General features: G+C 74.4%; 15 protein-coding genes. 14 read left to right on the top strand and 1 reads right to left on the bottom strand.

Going from position 1 to position 17,669, the window contains the following annotated elements; translation table 11 throughout:
• Nucleotides 1-28: 28 nt before the first annotated feature.
• From Q3W68_RS27980 to Q3W68_RS27955, 6 genes are all read left to right on the top strand, one after another.
• On the top strand, nt 29-892 hold the full coding sequence (locus Q3W68_RS27980) for a hypothetical protein (RefSeq protein WP_302908280.1): 864 nt from the start codon (nt 29-31) through the stop codon (nt 890-892).
• 1 nt (nt 893) lies between these two features.
• Complete coding sequence (gene murJ / locus Q3W68_RS27975) at nt 894-2,591, top strand: murein biosynthesis integral membrane protein MurJ (protein WP_302908279.1); 1,698 nt, start codon at nt 894-896, stop codon at nt 2,589-2,591.
• On the top strand, nt 2,588-3,721 hold the full coding sequence (locus Q3W68_RS27970; RefSeq protein ID WP_302908278.1) for a glycosyltransferase family 4 protein: 1,134 nt from the start codon (nt 2,588-2,590) through the stop codon (nt 3,719-3,721). Before murJ ends, Q3W68_RS27970 begins: the two co-directional genes overlap by 4 nt.
• The gene (locus tag Q3W68_RS27965; RefSeq protein WP_302908277.1) at nt 3,721-6,075 is read left to right on the top strand and encodes a hypothetical protein; all 2,355 of its coding nucleotides are present in this window, start codon (nt 3,721-3,723) and stop codon (nt 6,073-6,075) included. The genes Q3W68_RS27970 and Q3W68_RS27965 overlap by 1 nt, the downstream gene beginning before the upstream one ends.
• Nucleotides 6,076-6,258: 183 nt before the next feature.
• Complete coding sequence (locus Q3W68_RS27960) at nt 6,259-7,989, top strand: CTP synthase (protein ID WP_302908276.1); 1,731 nt, start codon at nt 6,259-6,261, stop codon at nt 7,987-7,989.
• A 34-nt stretch (nt 7,990-8,023) separates the two neighbouring features.
• Complete coding sequence (locus Q3W68_RS27955) at nt 8,024-8,629, top strand: NUDIX domain-containing protein (RefSeq protein ID WP_302908275.1); 606 nt, start codon at nt 8,024-8,026, stop codon at nt 8,627-8,629.
• Nucleotides 8,630-8,694: 65 nt separating this feature from the next.
• Here Q3W68_RS27955 and Q3W68_RS27950 read toward each other — a convergent pair whose 3' ends face one another.
• Nucleotides 8,695-8,946 carry a TM2 domain-containing protein gene (locus Q3W68_RS27950; protein WP_030274369.1) on the bottom strand — a complete coding sequence of 84 codons (252 nt, stop codon included), beginning with the start codon at nt 8,944-8,946 and terminating at the stop codon, nt 8,695-8,697.
• A gap of 288 nt (nt 8,947-9,234) precedes the next feature.
• Here Q3W68_RS27950 and ald point away from each other — a divergent pair, with 288 nt between their 5' ends.
• The 8 genes from ald to der all read left to right on the top strand — a co-directional run bounded on the left by ald (nt 9,235) and on the right by der (nt 17,576).
• Entirely contained in the window at nt 9,235-10,350 is a 1,116-nt protein-coding gene (ald, locus tag Q3W68_RS27945) for an alanine dehydrogenase (protein WP_302908274.1), read from the top strand.
• An 11-nt stretch (nt 10,351-10,361) separates the two neighbouring features.
• Nucleotides 10,362-11,333, top strand: coding sequence for a tyrosine recombinase (locus Q3W68_RS27940; RefSeq protein WP_302908273.1), 972 nt, complete (start codon nt 10,362-10,364; stop codon nt 11,331-11,333).
• A gap of 195 nt (nt 11,334-11,528) precedes the next feature.
• The gene (locus tag Q3W68_RS27935) at nt 11,529-12,452 is read left to right on the top strand and encodes a ParA family protein (protein WP_013285595.1); all 924 of its coding nucleotides are present in this window, start codon (nt 11,529-11,531) and stop codon (nt 12,450-12,452) included.
• 41 nt (nt 12,453-12,493) lie between these two features.
• Nucleotides 12,494-13,504 carry a ScpA family protein gene (locus Q3W68_RS27930; RefSeq protein ID WP_302908272.1) on the top strand — a complete coding sequence of 337 codons (1,011 nt, stop codon included), beginning with the start codon at nt 12,494-12,496 and terminating at the stop codon, nt 13,502-13,504.
• A gap of 4 nt (nt 13,505-13,508) precedes the next feature.
• On the top strand, nt 13,509-14,513 hold the full coding sequence (gene scpB, locus Q3W68_RS27925; RefSeq protein WP_302908271.1) for an SMC-Scp complex subunit ScpB: 1,005 nt from the start codon (nt 13,509-13,511) through the stop codon (nt 14,511-14,513).
• Nucleotides 14,500-15,270 (top strand): pseudouridine synthase, encoded by a 771-nt coding sequence (locus tag Q3W68_RS27920; RefSeq protein ID WP_302908270.1) that lies wholly within the window; start codon nt 14,500-14,502, stop codon nt 15,268-15,270. The genes scpB and Q3W68_RS27920 overlap by 14 nt, the downstream gene beginning before the upstream one ends.
• A gap of 169 nt (nt 15,271-15,439) precedes the next feature.
• A complete protein-coding gene (cmk, locus tag Q3W68_RS27915; protein ID WP_302908269.1) occupies nt 15,440-16,120 on the top strand; it encodes a (d)CMP kinase in 681 nt (226 codons plus the stop codon).
• Between the two features lie 46 nt (nt 16,121-16,166).
• Entirely contained in the window at nt 16,167-17,576 is a 1,410-nt protein-coding gene (gene der / locus Q3W68_RS27910; RefSeq protein WP_302908268.1) for a ribosome biogenesis GTPase Der, read from the top strand.
• The last annotated feature ends 93 nt before the right edge of the window (nt 17,577-17,669 follow it).

Here is a 17,669-nt window from a genome sequence, read left to right as displayed (position 1 = left end):
CGTTCGAAGTCCGGATCGAGGAGGTCCCGTGAGACTGGGTCGGCTGCTGGCAGTGGGCGCGGGCGCGCTGGCCGCCCGCTACGTGCTGCGCCAGACGCGCACGTCGCCGGGCGGGCCGGCGCTGGAGCGCACCAACTACCGGGGCCGCACTGTGACCCTGGCCGCCGGGCCGGCCCTGGCCGTCGGCGCGGCCACCGGGGCCGCGCTGGGTGCCGGTAGCGCCCCGGCCGGCGCCGCCGCGCTCGTCGCCGGGCTCGGCGCGGGCGCTGTCGGCCTCTACGACGACGTGGTCGGCGCGCGCCCCGAACAGAAGGCCGCAAAGGGGTTCGCCGGGCATCTCGCCGCGCTGCGCGAGGGTCAGGTCACCGCCGGGATGGTCAAGGTCGCCGGAGTGGGCGTGGCCGGGCTGGGCGCCGCCGCGCTGCTCGCCGCCGACCGGCGGGTCGCCGCGCACCCGCGCCGCCAGCGGGCCGGGGCGTTCGGCCGAGGGCTCGACGTGCTGCTCGGCGCCGGCGTGGTGGCCGGCACCGCGAACCTGGTCAACCTGCTCGACCTGCGGCCCGGCCGGGCGCTGAAGTCCGGCATGCTGCTCGGCGCGCCGCTGACCGCCGGCCCGTACGGCGGCGTCGCCGCGGGCGCTGTGGGCGCGTCGGCCGCGCTGGTCGGCGACGACCTCGGCGAGCGGGTGATGGTGGGCGACAGCGGCGCCAACGCGCTCGGCGCACTGCTCGGGGTGAGTCTGGCCGCGCGTACCGGGCCGCTGGGCCGGGCCGGCGTGCTGGCCGTGCTCGCCGCGCTCACCGCCGCCAGCGAGAAGGTCAGCTTCACCCAGGTCATCGCGCGGACCCCGGGGCTGCGGCACCTCGACGAGCTGGGCCGGCTCCCGGACTGACGTGACGAAACCGGCTCCTCTCGCCGCCGCCGGCCGCGTCGCCGGGGCGGCCGCCCTCATCGCCGTCCTCACCGTGCTCAGCCGGCTCGCCGGCTTCGGCCGTACCGCCGTGTTCACCTGGATGCTGGGCCCCACCGATCTCGGCGGCGCCTACCTGGTGGCGAACTACGTCCCGAACTTCATCTTCGAGATCGTCGCCGGTGGGGCGCTCGCCAGTCTCGTCGTACCGCTGCTGGCCGGTGCCGTCGAGGCGGGTGACCGGCGCGCGGTGGCCGCGACCACCGGCGCGCTGCTGACCTGGACGCTGAGCCTGCTGGTTCCGCTGGCGGTGCTGCTGGCGGTGTTCGCCGACCCGCTGCCGGGCCTGATCGGGAACGGTCTCAGCCAGGCCCAGCAGGCATCAGGCGCGCGGATGCTGCGGGTCTTCGCGCCGCAGTTGCCGCTGTACGGCGTGGGGATCGTGCTGACCGGTGTGCTCCAGGCGCACCGCCGCTTCGCCTGGCCGGTGATCGCGCCGCTGCTGTCCAGCGTCACGGTCATCGCCGTCTACCTCGGGTTCACCGCGGCCGAGGGGCGGCTGGCCACGATCGGGGAGGCCGGTCGCGGCGGCGAGCTGCTGCTGTCCGCCGGCACCACGCTCGGCGTGGTCGTGCTCTCGCTGTCGCTGCTGATCCCGGTACGCCGCCTGCGGCTGCGGATCCGGCCGGGGTACCGCTTCCCGGCCGACGCCCGCGCCCGGGTCGGCGGTCTGGTGGTCGCCGGGGCGGTGACAGTGGCCGCCCAGCAGGTCGCCCTGGTGGTCGCGCTCAACCAGGTCACCTACGGCCGCACCGCCGACGTCAGCGTCTACAACCTCGCCCAGACCGTCTACTTCCTGCCCTGGGCGGTGCTGGCGGTGCCGCTGGCGGTGGCCGCGTACCCGACGCTCGTGGCGGCCCGGGCCACCGGCGACGAGGGCGCCTACCGGCAGACCCTGGCCCCGGCGGTACGCGGGGTCGTGCTGCTCAGCCTGCTCGGCGCCGCCGCGCTCGTCGGCACCGCGATCCCGGTCGGGCACTTCTTCTTCTCCGACCCCCTGGACGCGCGTACCGCGGCGGCCGGGATCGCCGGGTTCGCGCCCGGCCTGGTCGGCTACGGCCTGTTCGCGGTCCTCACCCGCGCGCTGTACGCCCGGGGCGAGACCCGCGCGGCCACCGTCGCCACCGCGGTCGGCTGGCTCAGCGTGCCCGTGCTGGCCGTCCTGTCCGCCCAGGTGGCACCGCTGGCCGACCGGGTGCTCGCCGTGACGCTGGCGTCCTCGGCCGGCATGCTGCTGCTCGGCGCGCTGCTGATCGCCGCGGTCCGGCGGGCCGCGGGCGGCGAGGCCCTCGCCGGGGTCGGCCGTGCCGGCGCCGCCGGGCTGCTCGCCGCCGTGGTCGCCGGAGCCGGCGGGGCGGCCGTCGCGTCGGGACTCGCCGGGCTCGGTGACGGCACCCCGACGACACCGTGGGCCCTCGCGCAGGGCATGCTGTCCGGGGTCGTGGTCGGTGTCCTGTTCCTCGCCGTCGCCTGGCTGACCGACGCCCGCGACCTGCGGCCGCTGCTCGCGACCGTGACCCGCCGGCTGCGCCGGCGACGCCCGGCCGGCGGGGACGACGGCCCGCCGGCGCAGCAGCACCCCGGCGAGCGGGGCGACGGAAGGGAGACCGTTTCCTCATGACGGACGCCTCGCCGGCACCGCGCTGGCCCGGGTCGGTGGCCCTGGTGCTCGCCTCCAGCACCGGCGGGGTCGGGCAGCACGTGCGCTCGATCACCCGAGGGCTGACCGAGGCCGGCGCGTCCGTGCTGGTCTGCGGCCCGGCCGCCACCGAGGAACAGTTCGGCTTCACCGGCGCCGGCGCCCGGTTCGCGCCGGTGGAGATCCCGGCCAGCCCCACGCCGGGCGACGCGCGCGCGGTGACCGCGCTGCGCCGGACGCTAGCGGACACGCCCGTCGACGTGGTGCACGCGCACGGGCTGCGCGCCGGGCTGGTCGCCGCACTCGCCCGTCCCGCCGCGCCGCTGGTCGTCACCTGGCACAACGCGGTCCTCGCCGGTGGCATGCGCGGCGCGGTGTCCCGGCTGGTCGAGCGGGTCGTGGCCCGCTCCGTCCGGGTCGCCCTGGGCGCCTCCGCCGACCTGGTCGACCGCGCCGCCGCGCTCGGCGCCGCCGACGCCCGTCTGGCCCCGGTCGCCGCGCCGGCGCTGCCCGCGCCGCGCCGCCGCCGCACGGCGGTACGCGCCGAGTTCGGCGTCGCCGCCGACCGCCCGCTGATCCTCTCGGTGGGCCGCCTGCACCCGCAGAAGCGGTACGACGTGCTGATCGACGCCGCCGCCCGCTGGCGGACCCGTACCCCCGCCCCGCTCGTGGTGATCGCGGGCAGTGGCCCGGCGTACCTGCCGCTGGCCGCCCGGATCTCCGCCGCCCGCGCGCCGGTGACGCTGCTCGGGCACCGCGGCGACGTGGCGGACCTGCTGGGCGCCGCCGACCTCGCGGTCGTGACGAGCGACTGGGAGGCCCGCCAGTTGTTCGCGCAGGAGGCGCTGCGGGCGGGCGTGCCGCTCGTCGCGACCGCCGTCGGCGGGCTGCCGGACCTGGTCGGCGACGCGGCCGTGCTGGTGCCGCCCGGCGACGTGGACGCCGTCGACGCGGCGGTGCGCGACCTGCTCGACGACCCCGTACGCCGGGCCGACCTGGGCCGTCGCGGCCTGGCTCGGGCCGCGACCTGGCCCACCGAGGCGGACACCGTGGCCGCGCTCGCCGGCCTCTACGCCGAGCTGACACCCCAGCTCTCGACCGGGAACCGCTGATGCTGCGCAGACTGACCCCGGTGCTGCTGACCCTGGTCGTGGTGGCACTGGGCATCACCGCGCTGTCCGCCCGTCCGGACGACGGCGCGACCCGGCCGAACGCCGACTTCGTGGTGCTCGTCGGCGCGGCGGGCCTGCGGTGGGACGACGTCGACCCGGAGAACACGCCGACGCTGTGGCGGATGGCCGAGCAGGGCGCGATCGGGTCGCTCTCGGTGCGCTCCGCGCACCGCCCCACGTGCCCGGTGGACGGCTGGCTCACGCTCGGCGCGGGGAACTTCGCCGCCTGGCCCGGCGGCCGGCCGGGCGGTGGCTGCCCGGCCACCGGTGTGACGATCGAGCGGCCCGACGGCATCGGCGCGAATCTGCCCGACCAGGCCAGCGCCGTGGTGCACAACCAGGAGCAGCTGTCCTGGGGCGCGACGCCCGGCGCGCTGGCCGAGTCGGTGCGCTGCTCGGTGGCGGTCGGGCCGGGCGCCGCCGTGGCCGCCGCCCGCCCGTTCGGCCGGGTCGACAGGTACGCCCCGTCGCTCCCCGAGAACCCGGCGGAACTGCTCGGTTCCTGCGTGCTGAGCGTCGTCGACGTCGGCACCGTCGACGACGACGATCCGGTCGTACGGGCCGCCCAGGCGCGGCAGGCCGACGCCCGGCTGGCCCAGGTGCTCGCCGCCCGGCCGCCACGCTCGCTGGTGCTCGTCGCCGGCGTGTCCGACACCGACTCCCCGTCCCGGCTGCACGTCGCCATCGCTGACGGCCCCGGCTGGGAGGGCGGCTGGCTGACCTCACCCAGCACCGCCCGGTCCGGCTACCTGCAACTGATCGACCTGGCCCCGACCGTGCTCGCCGTGCTCGACAAGCCGATGCCGGACCGGGCGTTCCTCGGCCGGCCCGCGGTGACCGTCGACGACCGGCCGGACGACCTGCGGGCCGCGATCGAGGCGCCGGCCGACGCGGACCGGGAGGCGGCCGCCCAGCGACGCGTCGCCGGCTGGTTCTTCACGCTGCTCGCCGCCGCCCAGATCGCTCTCGCGGTGGCGGTGCTGCCGCTGCTGCGCCGAGCCCGCCGGCTCGCCGGTCCGCACGGGCCGGAACCGGTGTCCCAGCGGATCGTCGCGGTGGTGGAGCTGCTGCTGATCGCCGCCGCGCTGGCGGTGCCCGCGGCGCTGCTCGCCGACGCCGTGCCCTGGTGGCGTGGGGACCACGCCGGCCTCTGGTACGCCTCGGTGACCGCGCTGCTCATCGTCGGCGGCACCGCCACGGTCCGGTTCACTCCCGGGCACGAGCGCACGCTCGGTCCGCTCGGCGCGGTCGCCGGGCTGGCCACGCTCGTCGTCGGCGTGGACGTGCTCACCGGCTCCCGGTTGCAGCTCAACGGCGTGGTCGGCTACTCGGCGCTGGAGGGCGGCCGGTACGCCGGGCTCGGCACCGTCGGGCTGGGCGTGTTCATCGCCGGGGCGCTGCTGTGCGGGGGCTGGCTCGCCCAGCGGTTCCGCCGGGGCTGGCGGCCGATGGTGATGGTGACAGTCGGCGGGCTGGCCGTGGTGATCGTGGGCAGCCCGTACCTGGGCGCCGACTCGATCGGCGCGATCGCGCTCACCGCCGGGGTCAGCGTCGCGGCCGCGATCTGCAGCGGCGGCTGGCTCACGGTGAGCCGGCTGGCCTGGGCCACCATGGCGGCGCTGGCGGTCACCGTCGGGTTCGCCCTGGTCGACCTGGGCCGTCCGGCGGACGAGCGGGGCAGCCTGGGCCGGTTCCTGGCCGCTGTCGGCGACGGCACCGGTGGGCTCACCGTGCACCGTTCCAGCAGCTCCAACATCCAGACGCTGGTGAACAGCCCGCTGACCGTGCTGGCCCTGGCCGGGGCCGCGCTGGTCTGGCTCGCGCTGCTCCAGCCGTGGGGCGGGCTGATGCGGCTGTTCGGCATCTACCCGGCGATCCGGGCGGCGATGGCCGGCACCGGCGTGGCCGTCGGGCTGGGCGGCCTCCTCGGCGGGTCGGCGCTGGACGTGGCGGGCGCGGCGGCGGCCCTCGTGGTGCCGATGGCGGCCCTGTCGGCGCTGCGGGTGCTCGACCACTCCACCGACCGCACGGTGCCCGACAGCGGGCGTCCCGGCGGCGAGGTCGGCGCGACCCCTCCGGACGGCGGCCCGGGCGGCGGCGGCGCGGCTCCCGTGGACGATGCGGCTCCCGCGGACGATGCGGCTCCCGCGGACGGCGCCGCGACCTCGGACGGCGCCGCGACCTCCGAGGGCGGGGAGCGCGACCCCGAACGCCCGCGGGCGGCGGGGGAGCGGCCCGCTCCCCGGGTGCCCGCCCAGCCGGCCCCGGCCGCCACCGAGATCCCCGCCGGTTGACCCCTGAGCGGCCGTTCCGCGGGCGGCGCACCGGCCGGATACGGCCTCACGTGCGCCGACAGCGGGTGCGACGCCGGCTCACGGTCCGGATGGTGTTACCGTGGAATCCCGTGGATCGCGTGATCACTCTGCTGATCGGCACGGCGGTTCGCACGACCGCTACGGACGACACGGGAGCAGGCCTTGGCCCCAACAGCACGGACGACCAGGCACATTTTCGTCACCGGGGGCGTCGCCTCCTCGCTGGGTAAGGGCCTCACCGCCTCCAGCCTGGGCAGTCTGCTCACCGCGCGCGGACTGCGCGTGGTGATGCAGAAGCTCGACCCGTACCTGAACGTCGACCCCGGCACGATGAACCCGTTCCAGCACGGCGAGGTCTTCGTCACCGAGGACGGCGCCGAGACCGACCTCGACGTCGGCCACTACGAGCGGTTCCTCGACCGGGACCTCTCCGGCAAGGCGAACGTCACCACCGGCCAGATCTACTCGGCGGTGATCGCCAAGGAGCGGCGCGGGGAGTACCTCGGCGACACGGTGCAGGTCATCCCGCACATCACCAACGAGATCAAGGCCCGGATCCGCGGCATGGCCGACCCGGACGCCGACGGCCAGGTGCCCGACGTGGTGATCACCGAGGTCGGCGGCACGGTCGGCGACATCGAGTCGCTGCCGTTCCTGGAGTCGATCCGGCAGATCCGCCACGACCTGGGCCGGGACAACTGCTTCTACCTGCACGTGTCGCTGGTGCCGTACCTGGCGCCGTCGGGCGAGCTGAAGACCAAGCCGACCCAGCACTCGGTGGCGCAGCTGCGCAGCATCGGCATCCAGCCCGACGCGCTGGTGCTGCGCTGCGACCGGGAGATCCCGGACAAGGTCAAGGAGAAGCTGTCGCTGTACTGCGACGTGGACCGGGAGGCGGTCACCGCCGCGCCGGACGCGCCGAGCATCTACGACATCCCGAAGGTGCTGCACCGGGAGGGCCTCGACGCGTACGTGGTGCGCCGGCTCGGCCTGTCGTTCCGCGACGTCGACTGGGCCCGCTGGGACGACCTGTTGGAGCGGGTGCACCAGCCCCGGCACACGATCACCGTCGCGCTCGTCGGCAAGTACGTCGACCTGCCCGACGCGTACCTGTCGGTAAGCGAGGCGATCCGGGCGGCCGGGTTCGGCCACCGCGCCCGGGTGCAGCTCAAGTGGGTGCCCAGCGACGACTGCGTGACCCCGGCGGGTGCCGCCGCCGCGCTGTCCGGCGTCGACGGCATCGTGATCCCCGGCGGCTTCGGCGTCCGCGGCATCGAGGGCAAGGTCGGCACGGCCCGGTACGCGCGCGAGAACGGCATCCCGCTGCTCGGCCTCTGCCTCGGCCTGCAGTGCATGACCATCGAGGTGGCCCGGCACCTGGCCAACCTCGACGGCGCGAACTCCCTCGAATTCGACGAGGAGGCCGTGCACCCGGTCATCGCCACCATGGCCGACCAGGAGGACATCGTCGCCGGGCGGGGCGACCTGGGCGGCACCATGCGGCTCGGGGCGTACCCGGCGAAGCTGGCCGAGGGCTCGATCGTCGCCGAGGCGTACGGCAGCACCGAGGTCAGCGAGCGGCACCGGCACCGGTACGAGGTGAACAACGCCTACCGCGACCAGCTCACCAAGGCCGGCCTGACCATCTCCGGCACCTCGCCGGACGGGCGGCTGGTCGAGTTCGTCGAGCTGGACCGCAACCTGCACCCCTTCTTCGTGGCCACCCAGGCGCACCCGGAGCTCAAGAGCCGGCCCACCCGCCCGCACCCGCTGTTCGCCGCGTTCGTCGGCGCCGCCGTCGCGTACTCGCAGGCCGACCAGCTGCCGGTGGACCTGGACGGCGCGGCGAAGAAGGCCGGCCGCGGCGGTGGCGCGAAGGCGTCCGCGAAGTGAGCGGCCGGTCCGCGCGGGCGTGCGGGGAGGCGGCGTGAGCGGCGTCGAGCACCGGTACGAGGTGACCGGCCGCCGCGAGATCTGGTCCGGCCGGATCTTCTCCGTGGTCAGCGACGACGTCGCCATGCCCGGCGGCGGCAGCGCGACCCGCGACTACGTGCGGCACGTCGGCGCGGTCGCGGTGGTGGCGCTCGACGCCGCCGGTCAGGTGGTGCTGATTCGCCAGTACCGGCACCCGGTCGGCCGGCACCTGTGGGAGCTGCCCGCCGGGCTGATGGACGTCGGCGGCGAGGACCTGGCCGCCGCCGCGCTGCGGGAGCTGGCCGAGGAGGTCGACCTGACCGCCGGCCGGGTCGACGTGCTCGTCGACCTGCACAGCTCGCCCGGCTTCGCCGACGAGGTGGTGCGGGTCTTCCTGGCCCGTGACCTGGCCGACGTGCCCGCCGACCAGCGGCACGACCGGCACGACGAGGAGGCCGACCTCCAGGTGGTCCGCGTGGACCTCGACGAGGCGGTGCGGATGGTGCTGGCCGGCGAGATCACCAACGCGTCCTGCGTGGCCGGGCTGCTCGCCGCCGCCCGCGCCCGCGACACCGGCTTCACCGAACTGCGCCGCCCGGAGGCGCCGCTGCCGCGCTGATCCGCGGACGACGAGGGGCCGCCCGGCGCGCAGTGCGCCGGGCGGCCCCTTCCGTGTGCCACAAGTCAGTCGCGCAGCGGGCGTCCCTGCCCGTCGACACCGCCGTTGACGAGGATCAGGATGCCGTCGACGAGGCCCCAGATCGCGCCGAAGCCGCACGTCACGAGCGTGACGATGAGCTGGATGACACCGGTCTTGGTGTCACCCATGTAGAACCGGCCGATGCCGAAGCCGCCGAGCAGGATCTGGAGAACACCCGCGACGACCTTGCTCTTGTCCGAGACGCCCTGCGGGTACTGCTGATAAGGAGTGGTCATGAGCGGACACAATAGTGATCGGTTCCCGTCCTGTCGGCCTCGCCACCCAGCCGGTGGGAAGATGTCATCGAAGTTTGTCCTCTCGGCGGATGGCGTCCCCACCGGGAAGTCCGAGACATGCCTGACACACCGTCAGGACCAGCGGGCACCGGATGTCACAGTGTCGCCGCCCGTGGGCTTCCCACGGGCCTAGACTGCCGCCGGCGGGACAGGAGGACCGCGCCGGCAACGGAGCCGGCGCGGCCACGCAGTCGGGGGTGAGCCGCCCCGGAGGAAGGTGTCTGCATCGTGAAGGTCGGAATCCCCCGCGAGGTCAAGAACCACGAGTACCGGGTGGCGATCACGCCCGCCGGAGTCAACGAGTTCACCCGCCACGGCCACGAGGTCTTCGTGGAGGCCGGCGCCGGCGTCGGTTCCAGCATCACCGACGACGAGTTCGCCGCCGCGGGCGCGAAGATCCTGGCCACCGCCGACGAGGTGTGGGACACCGCCGAGCTGGTGCTCAAGGTCAAGGAGCCGATCGCCGAGGAGTACCACCGGATGCGCGAGGGGCAGGTGCTGTTCACGTACCTGCACCTGGCCGCGTCCCGCGAGTGCACCGACGCGCTGGTCGAGCGGAAGGTCACCGGCATCGCGTACGAGACGGTCGAGTTGCCCGACCGCTCGCTGCCGCTGCTCGCGCCGATGTCCGAGGTGGCCGGCCGGCTCGCCCCGCAGGTGGGCGCCTTCTACATGATGCGCACCGGCGGCGGGCGGGGCGTGCTGCCCGGCGGCGTCTCCGGCGTGTACGCGGCCAAGACCGTGGTCATCGGCGCGGGCGTGTCCGGCCTGAACGCCGCCGCCATCGCGCTGGGTCTGCAGTCCGAGGTGCTGCTGCTGGACAAGAACGTGGCCCGGCTGCGCTCCGCCGACGCCATCTACCGGGGCCACCTGCAGACCGTCGCCTCCAACGCGTACGAGATCGAGCGGGCCGTGCTCGACGCGGACCTGGTCATCGGCGCGGTGCTGGTGCCCGGCGCGAAGGCCCCGAAGCTCATCTCCAACGAGCTGGTCTCCCGGATGAAGCCGGGCAGCGTCCTCGTCGACATCGCCATCGACCAGGGCGGCTGCTTCGAGGACTCGCGCCCGACCACGCACGCCGACCCGGTCTACAAGGTCCACGACTCGATCTTCTACTGCGTGGCGAACATGCCCGGCGCGGTGCCGAACACCAGCACCTACGCGCTGACGAACGTCACCCTGCCGTACGCCCTCGAACTGGCCAACCAGGGCTGGCAGCAGGCGCTGCGCAACGACCCGGCGCTGGCGCTGGGCCTGAACACCCACGCCGGCCAGGTCGTCTACGGCCCGGTCGCCGAGGCGCACGGCATGGACGTGCTGCCGCTGGACGAGGTGCTGAGCTGACCGAAGCCGCTGTGCGCACGGCCGGCGCGGAACCCGCGCCGGCCCTGCGCCGTGCGGTCCGGACCTACCTGGACCACCTCACCGTCGAACGCGGGCTGTCCGCGAACACGCTCGCCTCGTACCGCCGGGACCTGGACCGCTACCTCGCCACGCTGGCCTCCGCCGGGGTGGACGACCTGGCCGCCGCCGGGCCCGCGCAGGTCGAGGCCCACCTGAACCGGCTGCGCGCGGGCGACGACGACCACCCGCCGCTCGCCGTCTCCTCCGCCGCCCGCGCGGCCAGCGCGGTTCGCGGCCTGCACCGCTTCGCGCTGCGCGAGGGACTGGCCGGCGCCGACCCCAGCCGCGACGTCCGCCCGCCCGCGCCGCCGCGCCGGCTGCCCCGGGCGCTGCCCGTCGACGCGGTCCTGCGGCTGCTGGAGGCCGCCGGCCTGCCCGGCGCCACCGGCGACGCCGCCGCCCGCGCGCTGCGCGACCGGGCGCTGCTGGAATTCCTGTACGGCACCGGCGCGCGCATCTCCGAGGCGGTCGGCGCCGCCGTCGACGACCTCGACCTGGACGCCGGCAGCGTGCTGCTGCGCGGCAAGGGCGGCCGCACCCGGCTGGTCCCGGTCGGCGGGTACGCGGCCGACGCGCTGCGCGCCTGGCTGGTCCGGGGCCGCCCGGCGCTGCTCGCCGCCGGGCGCGGCACCCACGCGGTGTTCGTCAACGCGCGCGGCGGCCCGCTCACCCGGCAGGGCGCCTGGGCCGTGCTGCGCACCGCCGCGGCCCGTGCCGGCCTGCCGGTCGACGGACCCGACGCGGTCTCGCCGCACACGCTGCGCCACTCGTACGCCACCCACCTGCTCGACGGAGGCGCGGACGTGCGCGTCGTGCAGGAACTGCTCGGGCACGCCTCGGTGACCACCACCCAGGTCTACACGCTGGTGACTGTGGAGCGGCTGCGCGAGGTGTACGCGACGGCCCATCCCCGGGCTCGCTGAGCGCCGGCGTCGTGCGGCCCGGCTGACGGGCGGCCGACACGCCGACCCGCTACCGAACGCGCTGCTGGCCGGTGGCGTACAGTCGGCATCGGCGCGGGCCTCCAGGTGCGACGGACCGGGGGGTGCGCAGCGGCGCCGCGAGGGACGTCGGACGGCTCCGACGCCGGGTGGTCGTCGGGAGGGGGCAACGAGGACATGGCAGGAAACGGTGACCGTGCCGAGACCTGGACGTCGGAGCTCCGTGAGCAGCAGGCGACGCTCGGCGCCGATCTCGGCCCCGCCGACCCGGCCGCTTACACCATGCGCAAGCCGATCCCCGAACCCATGCCGACCGACCGGCACGGCCCGGCGCGGATCATCGCGATGGCCAACCAGAAGGGCGGCGTGGGCAAGACCACGACGACCATCAACCTGGGCGCGGCCCTGGCCGAGTACGGCCGCAAGGTGCTGCTCGTCGACTTCGACCCGCAGGGCGCCCTCTCCGTCGGGCTGGGCGTCAACCCGCACAACCTCGACCTGTCGGTCTACAACCTGCTGATGCAGGACGACGTCACCGCCGAGGACGTCCTGATCAAGACCGACGTGGCCGGGCTGCACCTGCTGCCGGCCAACATCGACCTCTCCGCCGCCGAGATCCAGCTGGTCAACGAGGTCGCCCGGGAGATGGCCCTGGCGCGGGTGCTGCGCACCATCCGCAAGGAGTACGACTTCATCCTGATCGACTGCCAGCCCTCGCTGGGCCTGCTGGCGATCAACGCGCTCACCGTCGCGCACGGCGTGCTCATCCCGCTGGAGTGCGAGTTCTTCAGCCTGCGCGGTGTGGCGCTGCTGCTGGACACCATCGACAAGGTGCGCGAGCGGCTCAACTTCGACCTGGAACTCGAAGGCATCCTCGCCACCATGTACGACAGCCGCACCACCCACTGCCGCCAGGTGCTGCAGCGGGTGGTCGAGGCGTTCGGCGACAAGGTCTACCAGACAGTCATCACCAAGACGGTCAAGTTTCCCGAGTCCACGGTGGCCGGTGCCCCGATCACCACCCTCGACCCGGCCTCCTCCGGCGCGCGCAACTACCGGCAGCTCGCCCGGGAGGTCATCGCCGCCCAGGCGGACCGGTAGGTCGCACGCCGGCCGCCCGCCGCGTCGTCTACGGTTTCCCGGTGACCGCACCGCCCCTCGACCCGCCGCACGGCACCGGCGACCCCGCCGTCGCCGCGGAGCTGGCCGCCGAGGTCGACGGCGTGGTGCCCGCCGACCCGGGCACCGGCGAGCAGGCCAGTGGCTTCACCGTCCGGCTGGACAACTTCACCGGCCCGTTCGACCTGCTGCTCCAGCTCATCAGCAAGCACAAGCTGGACGTCACCGAGGTCGCCCTGCACAAGGTCACCGACGAGTTCATCGCGTACCTGCGCGCCATGGGCGACCAGTGGGACCTGGACGAGACCAGCGAGTTCCTGCTCGTCGCCGCCACCCTGCTCGATCTGAAGGCGGCCCGGCTGCTGCCGTCGGCCGAGGTCGAGGACGAGGAGGACCTGGCGCTGCTGGAGGCGCGGGACCTGCTGTTCGCCCGGCTGTTGCAGTACAAGGCGTACAAGGAGGCCGCCGCGCACATCGCCGAGCTGGAGGCGGTCGGCGGCCGGCGCTACCCGCGGGCGGTCACCCTCGAACCGCGGTACGCCGAGGCGCTGCCCGACCTGGTGCTCGGCATCGGTCCGGAACGGCTGCGCAAGCTCGCGGTCAAGGCGATGAGCCCGAAACCGGTGCCCGAGGTGTCCATCGCGCACGTGCACATGGTCCGGGTCAGCGTCCGGGAACACGCCGGCATCATCGCCGACCGGCTGCGCCGTGCCGGGGTCGCCACGTTCTCGCTGCTCTGCGCCGACTGCGAGATGACGCTCGAGGTGGTGGCGCGGTTCCTGGCGCTGCTGGAGCTGTACCGGCAGGGGCTCGTCGCGTTCGTGCAGGAGCAGGCGCTGGAGGAGCTGACCATCCGCTGGACCGGCCCGTCCGACGGTGAGGCCGAGCTGACAGTCGACGAGTACGCCGGCACCCCCGAACCCACGACCACGTCCACCCCCGCAGCCGACGCCGCCGCGCCGAGCGATGCTGCCGCATCCGACGCCGCCGTGCCCGCCGAGGCGGCGGACGAACACGCACCGACGCAGGAGTGAACGGATGAGCGACCAGGAACGCCGCGACTCCCTGGCCGACCAGGCCGCCGCATGGGTGCCCCCGTGGGAGCGCCCCGCCCCGCCCCGGCCAGCCCTGGACGATTCCGACGCGGCCGCCGAGCAGCCGGAACCCGAGATCGCGGACACCACCGATTCCCGGGAAGCAGATCTCGACGCGACGCCGGATTCCTCGGCGGATCTTGGAAGCGAAGGGCCCTCAGAGGGGCCCAATCCTTCCAAGATCGCCACGGTCCAGGGGGATCTTGGTACAGGGACGCCCCTCGGAGGGCGGGACCGTACCAAGATCTCGGGAGAGGCCGGGACGGACGACGCCGGGGGAGACGTCGGCCTGCCCGCGCGGGACGCGGCGCCGGAGGCGAGCGGGGGAGCGGGTGCTGACGGCGTACCCCCGAAGCGGGGACGGCGGCGAGCCGCGCCGGAACCGGCGCCCGCGCCCGTCCTGGACGACGCGGAGCTGCGCGGCGCCCTGGAGGCGATCCTGCTCGTGGTGGACCAGCCGGTCAGCGAGCTGGTCCTGGCCGAGGTCCTCGAACAGGCTCCCGAGCGGGTCGGCGCGATGCTCGACGAGATCGCCACCGGGTACACCGCCGCCGGGCACGGGTTCGACCTGCGCCGGGCGGCGGGTGGCTGGCGTCTCTACACCCGGCCGGAATACGCGACGTACGTGGAACGGTTCGTACTGGACGGGCAGTCCGTGCGGCTGACCCAGGCCGCGCTGGAGACGCTCGCCGTGGTCGCCTACCGCCAGCCGGTCACCCGTTCGCGCATCTCGGCCATCCGGGGTGTCAACTGCGACGGGGTGCTCCGTACCCTGGTGGGTCGCGGCCTGGTCGAGGAGTGCGGCACCGAAGCGGACAGCGGCGCCTACCTCTACCGGACCACCACCATGTTCCTGGAGAAGCTGGGGCTGAACTCGGTGGACGACCTGCCGCCGCTCGCCCCGTTCCTTCCCGACGACGTAGAAGAGCTTGCCGATGCGACGCGATGACCGTGCCCCGAAGCCCGACGCCCCCGTGTACGAGGGCGCCGAGCGCCTCCAGAAGGTGCTCGCCGCCGCAGGGGTGGGTTCCCGGCGCGCCTGCGAAGACCTGATCTTCCGGCGCCGGGTGACAGTGAACGGGCGGGTGGCGCAGCTCGGCGACAAGGCCGACCCGGCCCGCGACGTGATCGTCGTCGACGGGGAGCGGCTGCAGGCCGACGTCCGCCTGGTCTACGTGGCGATGAACAAGCCGCGCGGGGTGGTCACCACCATGGCCGACGAGAAGGGCCGCACCGAGCTCGCCGACTTCATCGGCGCCCGGCTGGAGCAGCGGGTCTACCACGTCGGGCGACTGGACGCCGACAGCGAGGGCCTGCTCCTGCTCACCAACGACGGCACCCTCGCCCACAAGCTCATGCACCCGTCGTACGAGGTGCTCAAGACCTACCTCGCCGAGGTGGCCGGGCCGATCCCGCGCAACCTCGGCAAGCGGCTGACCACCGGCGTCGAGCTGGAGGACGGGCCGGTGAAGGTCGACGGGTTCAAGCTGGTCGACACGCTGGGCAAAACCGCCCAGGTGGAGCTGACCCTGCACGAGGGGCGCAAGCACATCGTCCGGCGCCTGATGGCCGAGGTGGGACACCCGGTGTCCCGTCTGATCCGTACCTCGATCGGTCCGATCAAGCTCGGCGACCTGCGCACCGGGCGGCTCCGGCGGCTGACGAACGCGGAGGTCGCCGCCCTGTTCAAGGCGGTGGGTGACTGACCCGCCGATCCGGGTACGGCTCCCGGTAGGCTTCGACGCGGTCCGCGGGCCGGCACACGCCGGGCCCGGCGGACGCCCGCGCGGCGCGGGCATGATTCAAGATGGAACATCCGCTCAACGGCGCCCGGCACACGGGCGACCCGCGAGGTACGGGCTGAGGAGGACAACGGTGGAGGAAAACGTACCGGCCGGGCGATGCGTGGTCGCTGTGGACGGGCCGTCCGGTTCGGGGAAGTCCACCGTGTCGCGGCGACTGGCCACGGGCCTCGGCGCCCGCTACCTCGACACCGGCGCCATGTACCGGGCGCTGACCTGGGCGGTCCTGCGCTCCGGCGTGGAACTCACCGACACCGAGTCGGTGGCAAAGGTCGCCGCCGAGGCCGACCTCCGCATCGGCACCGACCCCCAGGGGTACGCCGTGACAGTCGACGGCACCGACGTGTCCACAGCCATCCGCGGCGCCGAGGTGACCAAGGCGGTGTCCGCTGTCGCCGCCGTCGCCGCCGTACGCGAGCTGCTCGTCGACCGGCAGCGGCGGGTGATCGCCGACGCGGGCCGGATCGTGGTCGAAGGCCGGGACATCGGCTCGGTGGTCGCGCCGGACGCGGACCTGAAGGTGTACCTGACCGCCTCCGAGGCGGCGCGCGCGCAGCGGCGCAGCGCCGAGGACGCCGCCGACGTCGCGGCGACCGCCGCCGACCTGGCCCGCCGGGACCGGCTCGACTCGACCCGCAAGGTCAACCCGCTCCAGCAGGCTCCCGACGCGGTGGTGCTGGACACCACCGAGCTGGGCATCGACGAGGTCGTCGCGCGCCTGCGCGAGCTGCTCACCGAGCGGGGTGTCGCATGAGCGGGTTTTCGCAGGTGCCGCAGACGCGGACGAAGGGCGGCTCGGCATGAGTGACGACGATTTCGGTGGCTGGGTGGAGCTGCGCGAGCCGGAGGCCGACTCCGGTGAGCCGACCGGCCCGCAGCCCGTGGTGGCTGTGGTCGGCCGTCCCAACGTCGGCAAGTCGACGCTGGTCAACCGCATCATCGGCCGCCGGCAGGCGGTCGTGGAGGACATCCCCGGCGTGACCCGGGACCGCGTGCCCTACGACGCGCAGTGGAACGGCCGGTCGTTCACGGTGGTCGACACCGGCGGCTGGGAACCCGACGCCAAGGACCGGGCGGCGGCCATCGCCGCCCAGGCCGAGATCGCGGTGGGCACCGCCGACGTGGTGCTGTTCGTGGTGGACGCCATGGTCGGCTCGACCGACGTGGACGAGGCCGCGGTGAAGATGCTGCGCCGCAGCGCCAAGCCGGTGATCCTGATCGCCAACAAGGCCGACAACACCACCATCGAGATGGAGGCGACCTCGCTGTGGTCGCTCGGCCTCGGTGAGCCCTTCCCGGTGTCGGCGCTGCACGGACGCGGCTCCGGCGACCTGCTCGACGCCATCCTGGACGCGCTGCCCGAGGCGCCGAAGATCGTGGAGGACCGGCCGCGCGGCCCGCGCCGGGTGGCGCTGGTCGGCCGGCCCAACGTCGGCAAGTCCAGCCTGCTCAACCGCTTCTCCGGCGAGGAGCGGGCGGTCGTCGACTCGGTGGCCGGCACCACTGTCGACCCGGTCGACAGCCTGGTCCAGATCGGCGGCGAGACGTGGCAGCTCGTCGACACGGCCGGTCTGCGTAAGCGGGTCGGCAAGGCCAGCGGCACCGAGTACTACGCGAGCCTGCGTACCGCCTCGGCGATCGAGGCGGCCGAGGTCGCCGTGGTGCTGATCGACTCCAGCGAGGTGATCAGCGAGCAGGACCAGCGGATCCTCACCATGGTGGTCGAGTCCGGGCGGGCGCTGGTCATCGCGTTCAACAAGTGGGACCTGGTCGACGGCGACCGCCGCTACTACCTGGACAAGGAGATCGACCGGGAGCTGCGGCGCATCCCCTGGGCGATCCGCCTGAACCTGTCCGCGAAGACCGGCCGCGCCGTCGACAAGCTCGCGCCCGCGCTGCGCAAGGCCCTGGCCAGCTGGGAGACGCGCATCCCCACCGCGCAGCTCAACCAGTGGCTCACCGCGCTGGTCCAGGCCACCCCGCACCCGGTACGCGGCGGACGCGCGCCACGCATCCTGTTCGCCACCCAGGCCGGGGCCGCGCCGCCGCGGTTCGTGCTGTTCACCACCGGCCCGCTGGACGCGGGGTACCAGCGCTTCGTCGAGCGCAAGCTGCGCGAGGAGTTCGGCTTCGAGGGCAGCCCGATCGAGATCTCGGTACGCCCACGCAAGAAGCTCGGCCCGGGTGGCCGGGGCAAGGCGCACGGCTGACGGCTCGCCGGCCTGCTTACCGCTTTGCTGCCGCACGCCACCCTCCTAGGACGCTCTAGGGGGTGTGGCGTGCGGCGCGGGAGGGGCCTCTGC

The sequence above is a fragment of the Micromonospora sp. C28ISP2-4 genome (assembly GCF_030519385.1).
Lineage (GTDB): Bacteria > Actinomycetota > Actinomycetes > Mycobacteriales > Micromonosporaceae > Micromonospora > Micromonospora tulbaghiae.
The sequence above is the reverse complement of the archived record's forward strand: the minus strand, read 5'-3'. Positions and strand labels throughout refer to the sequence as shown.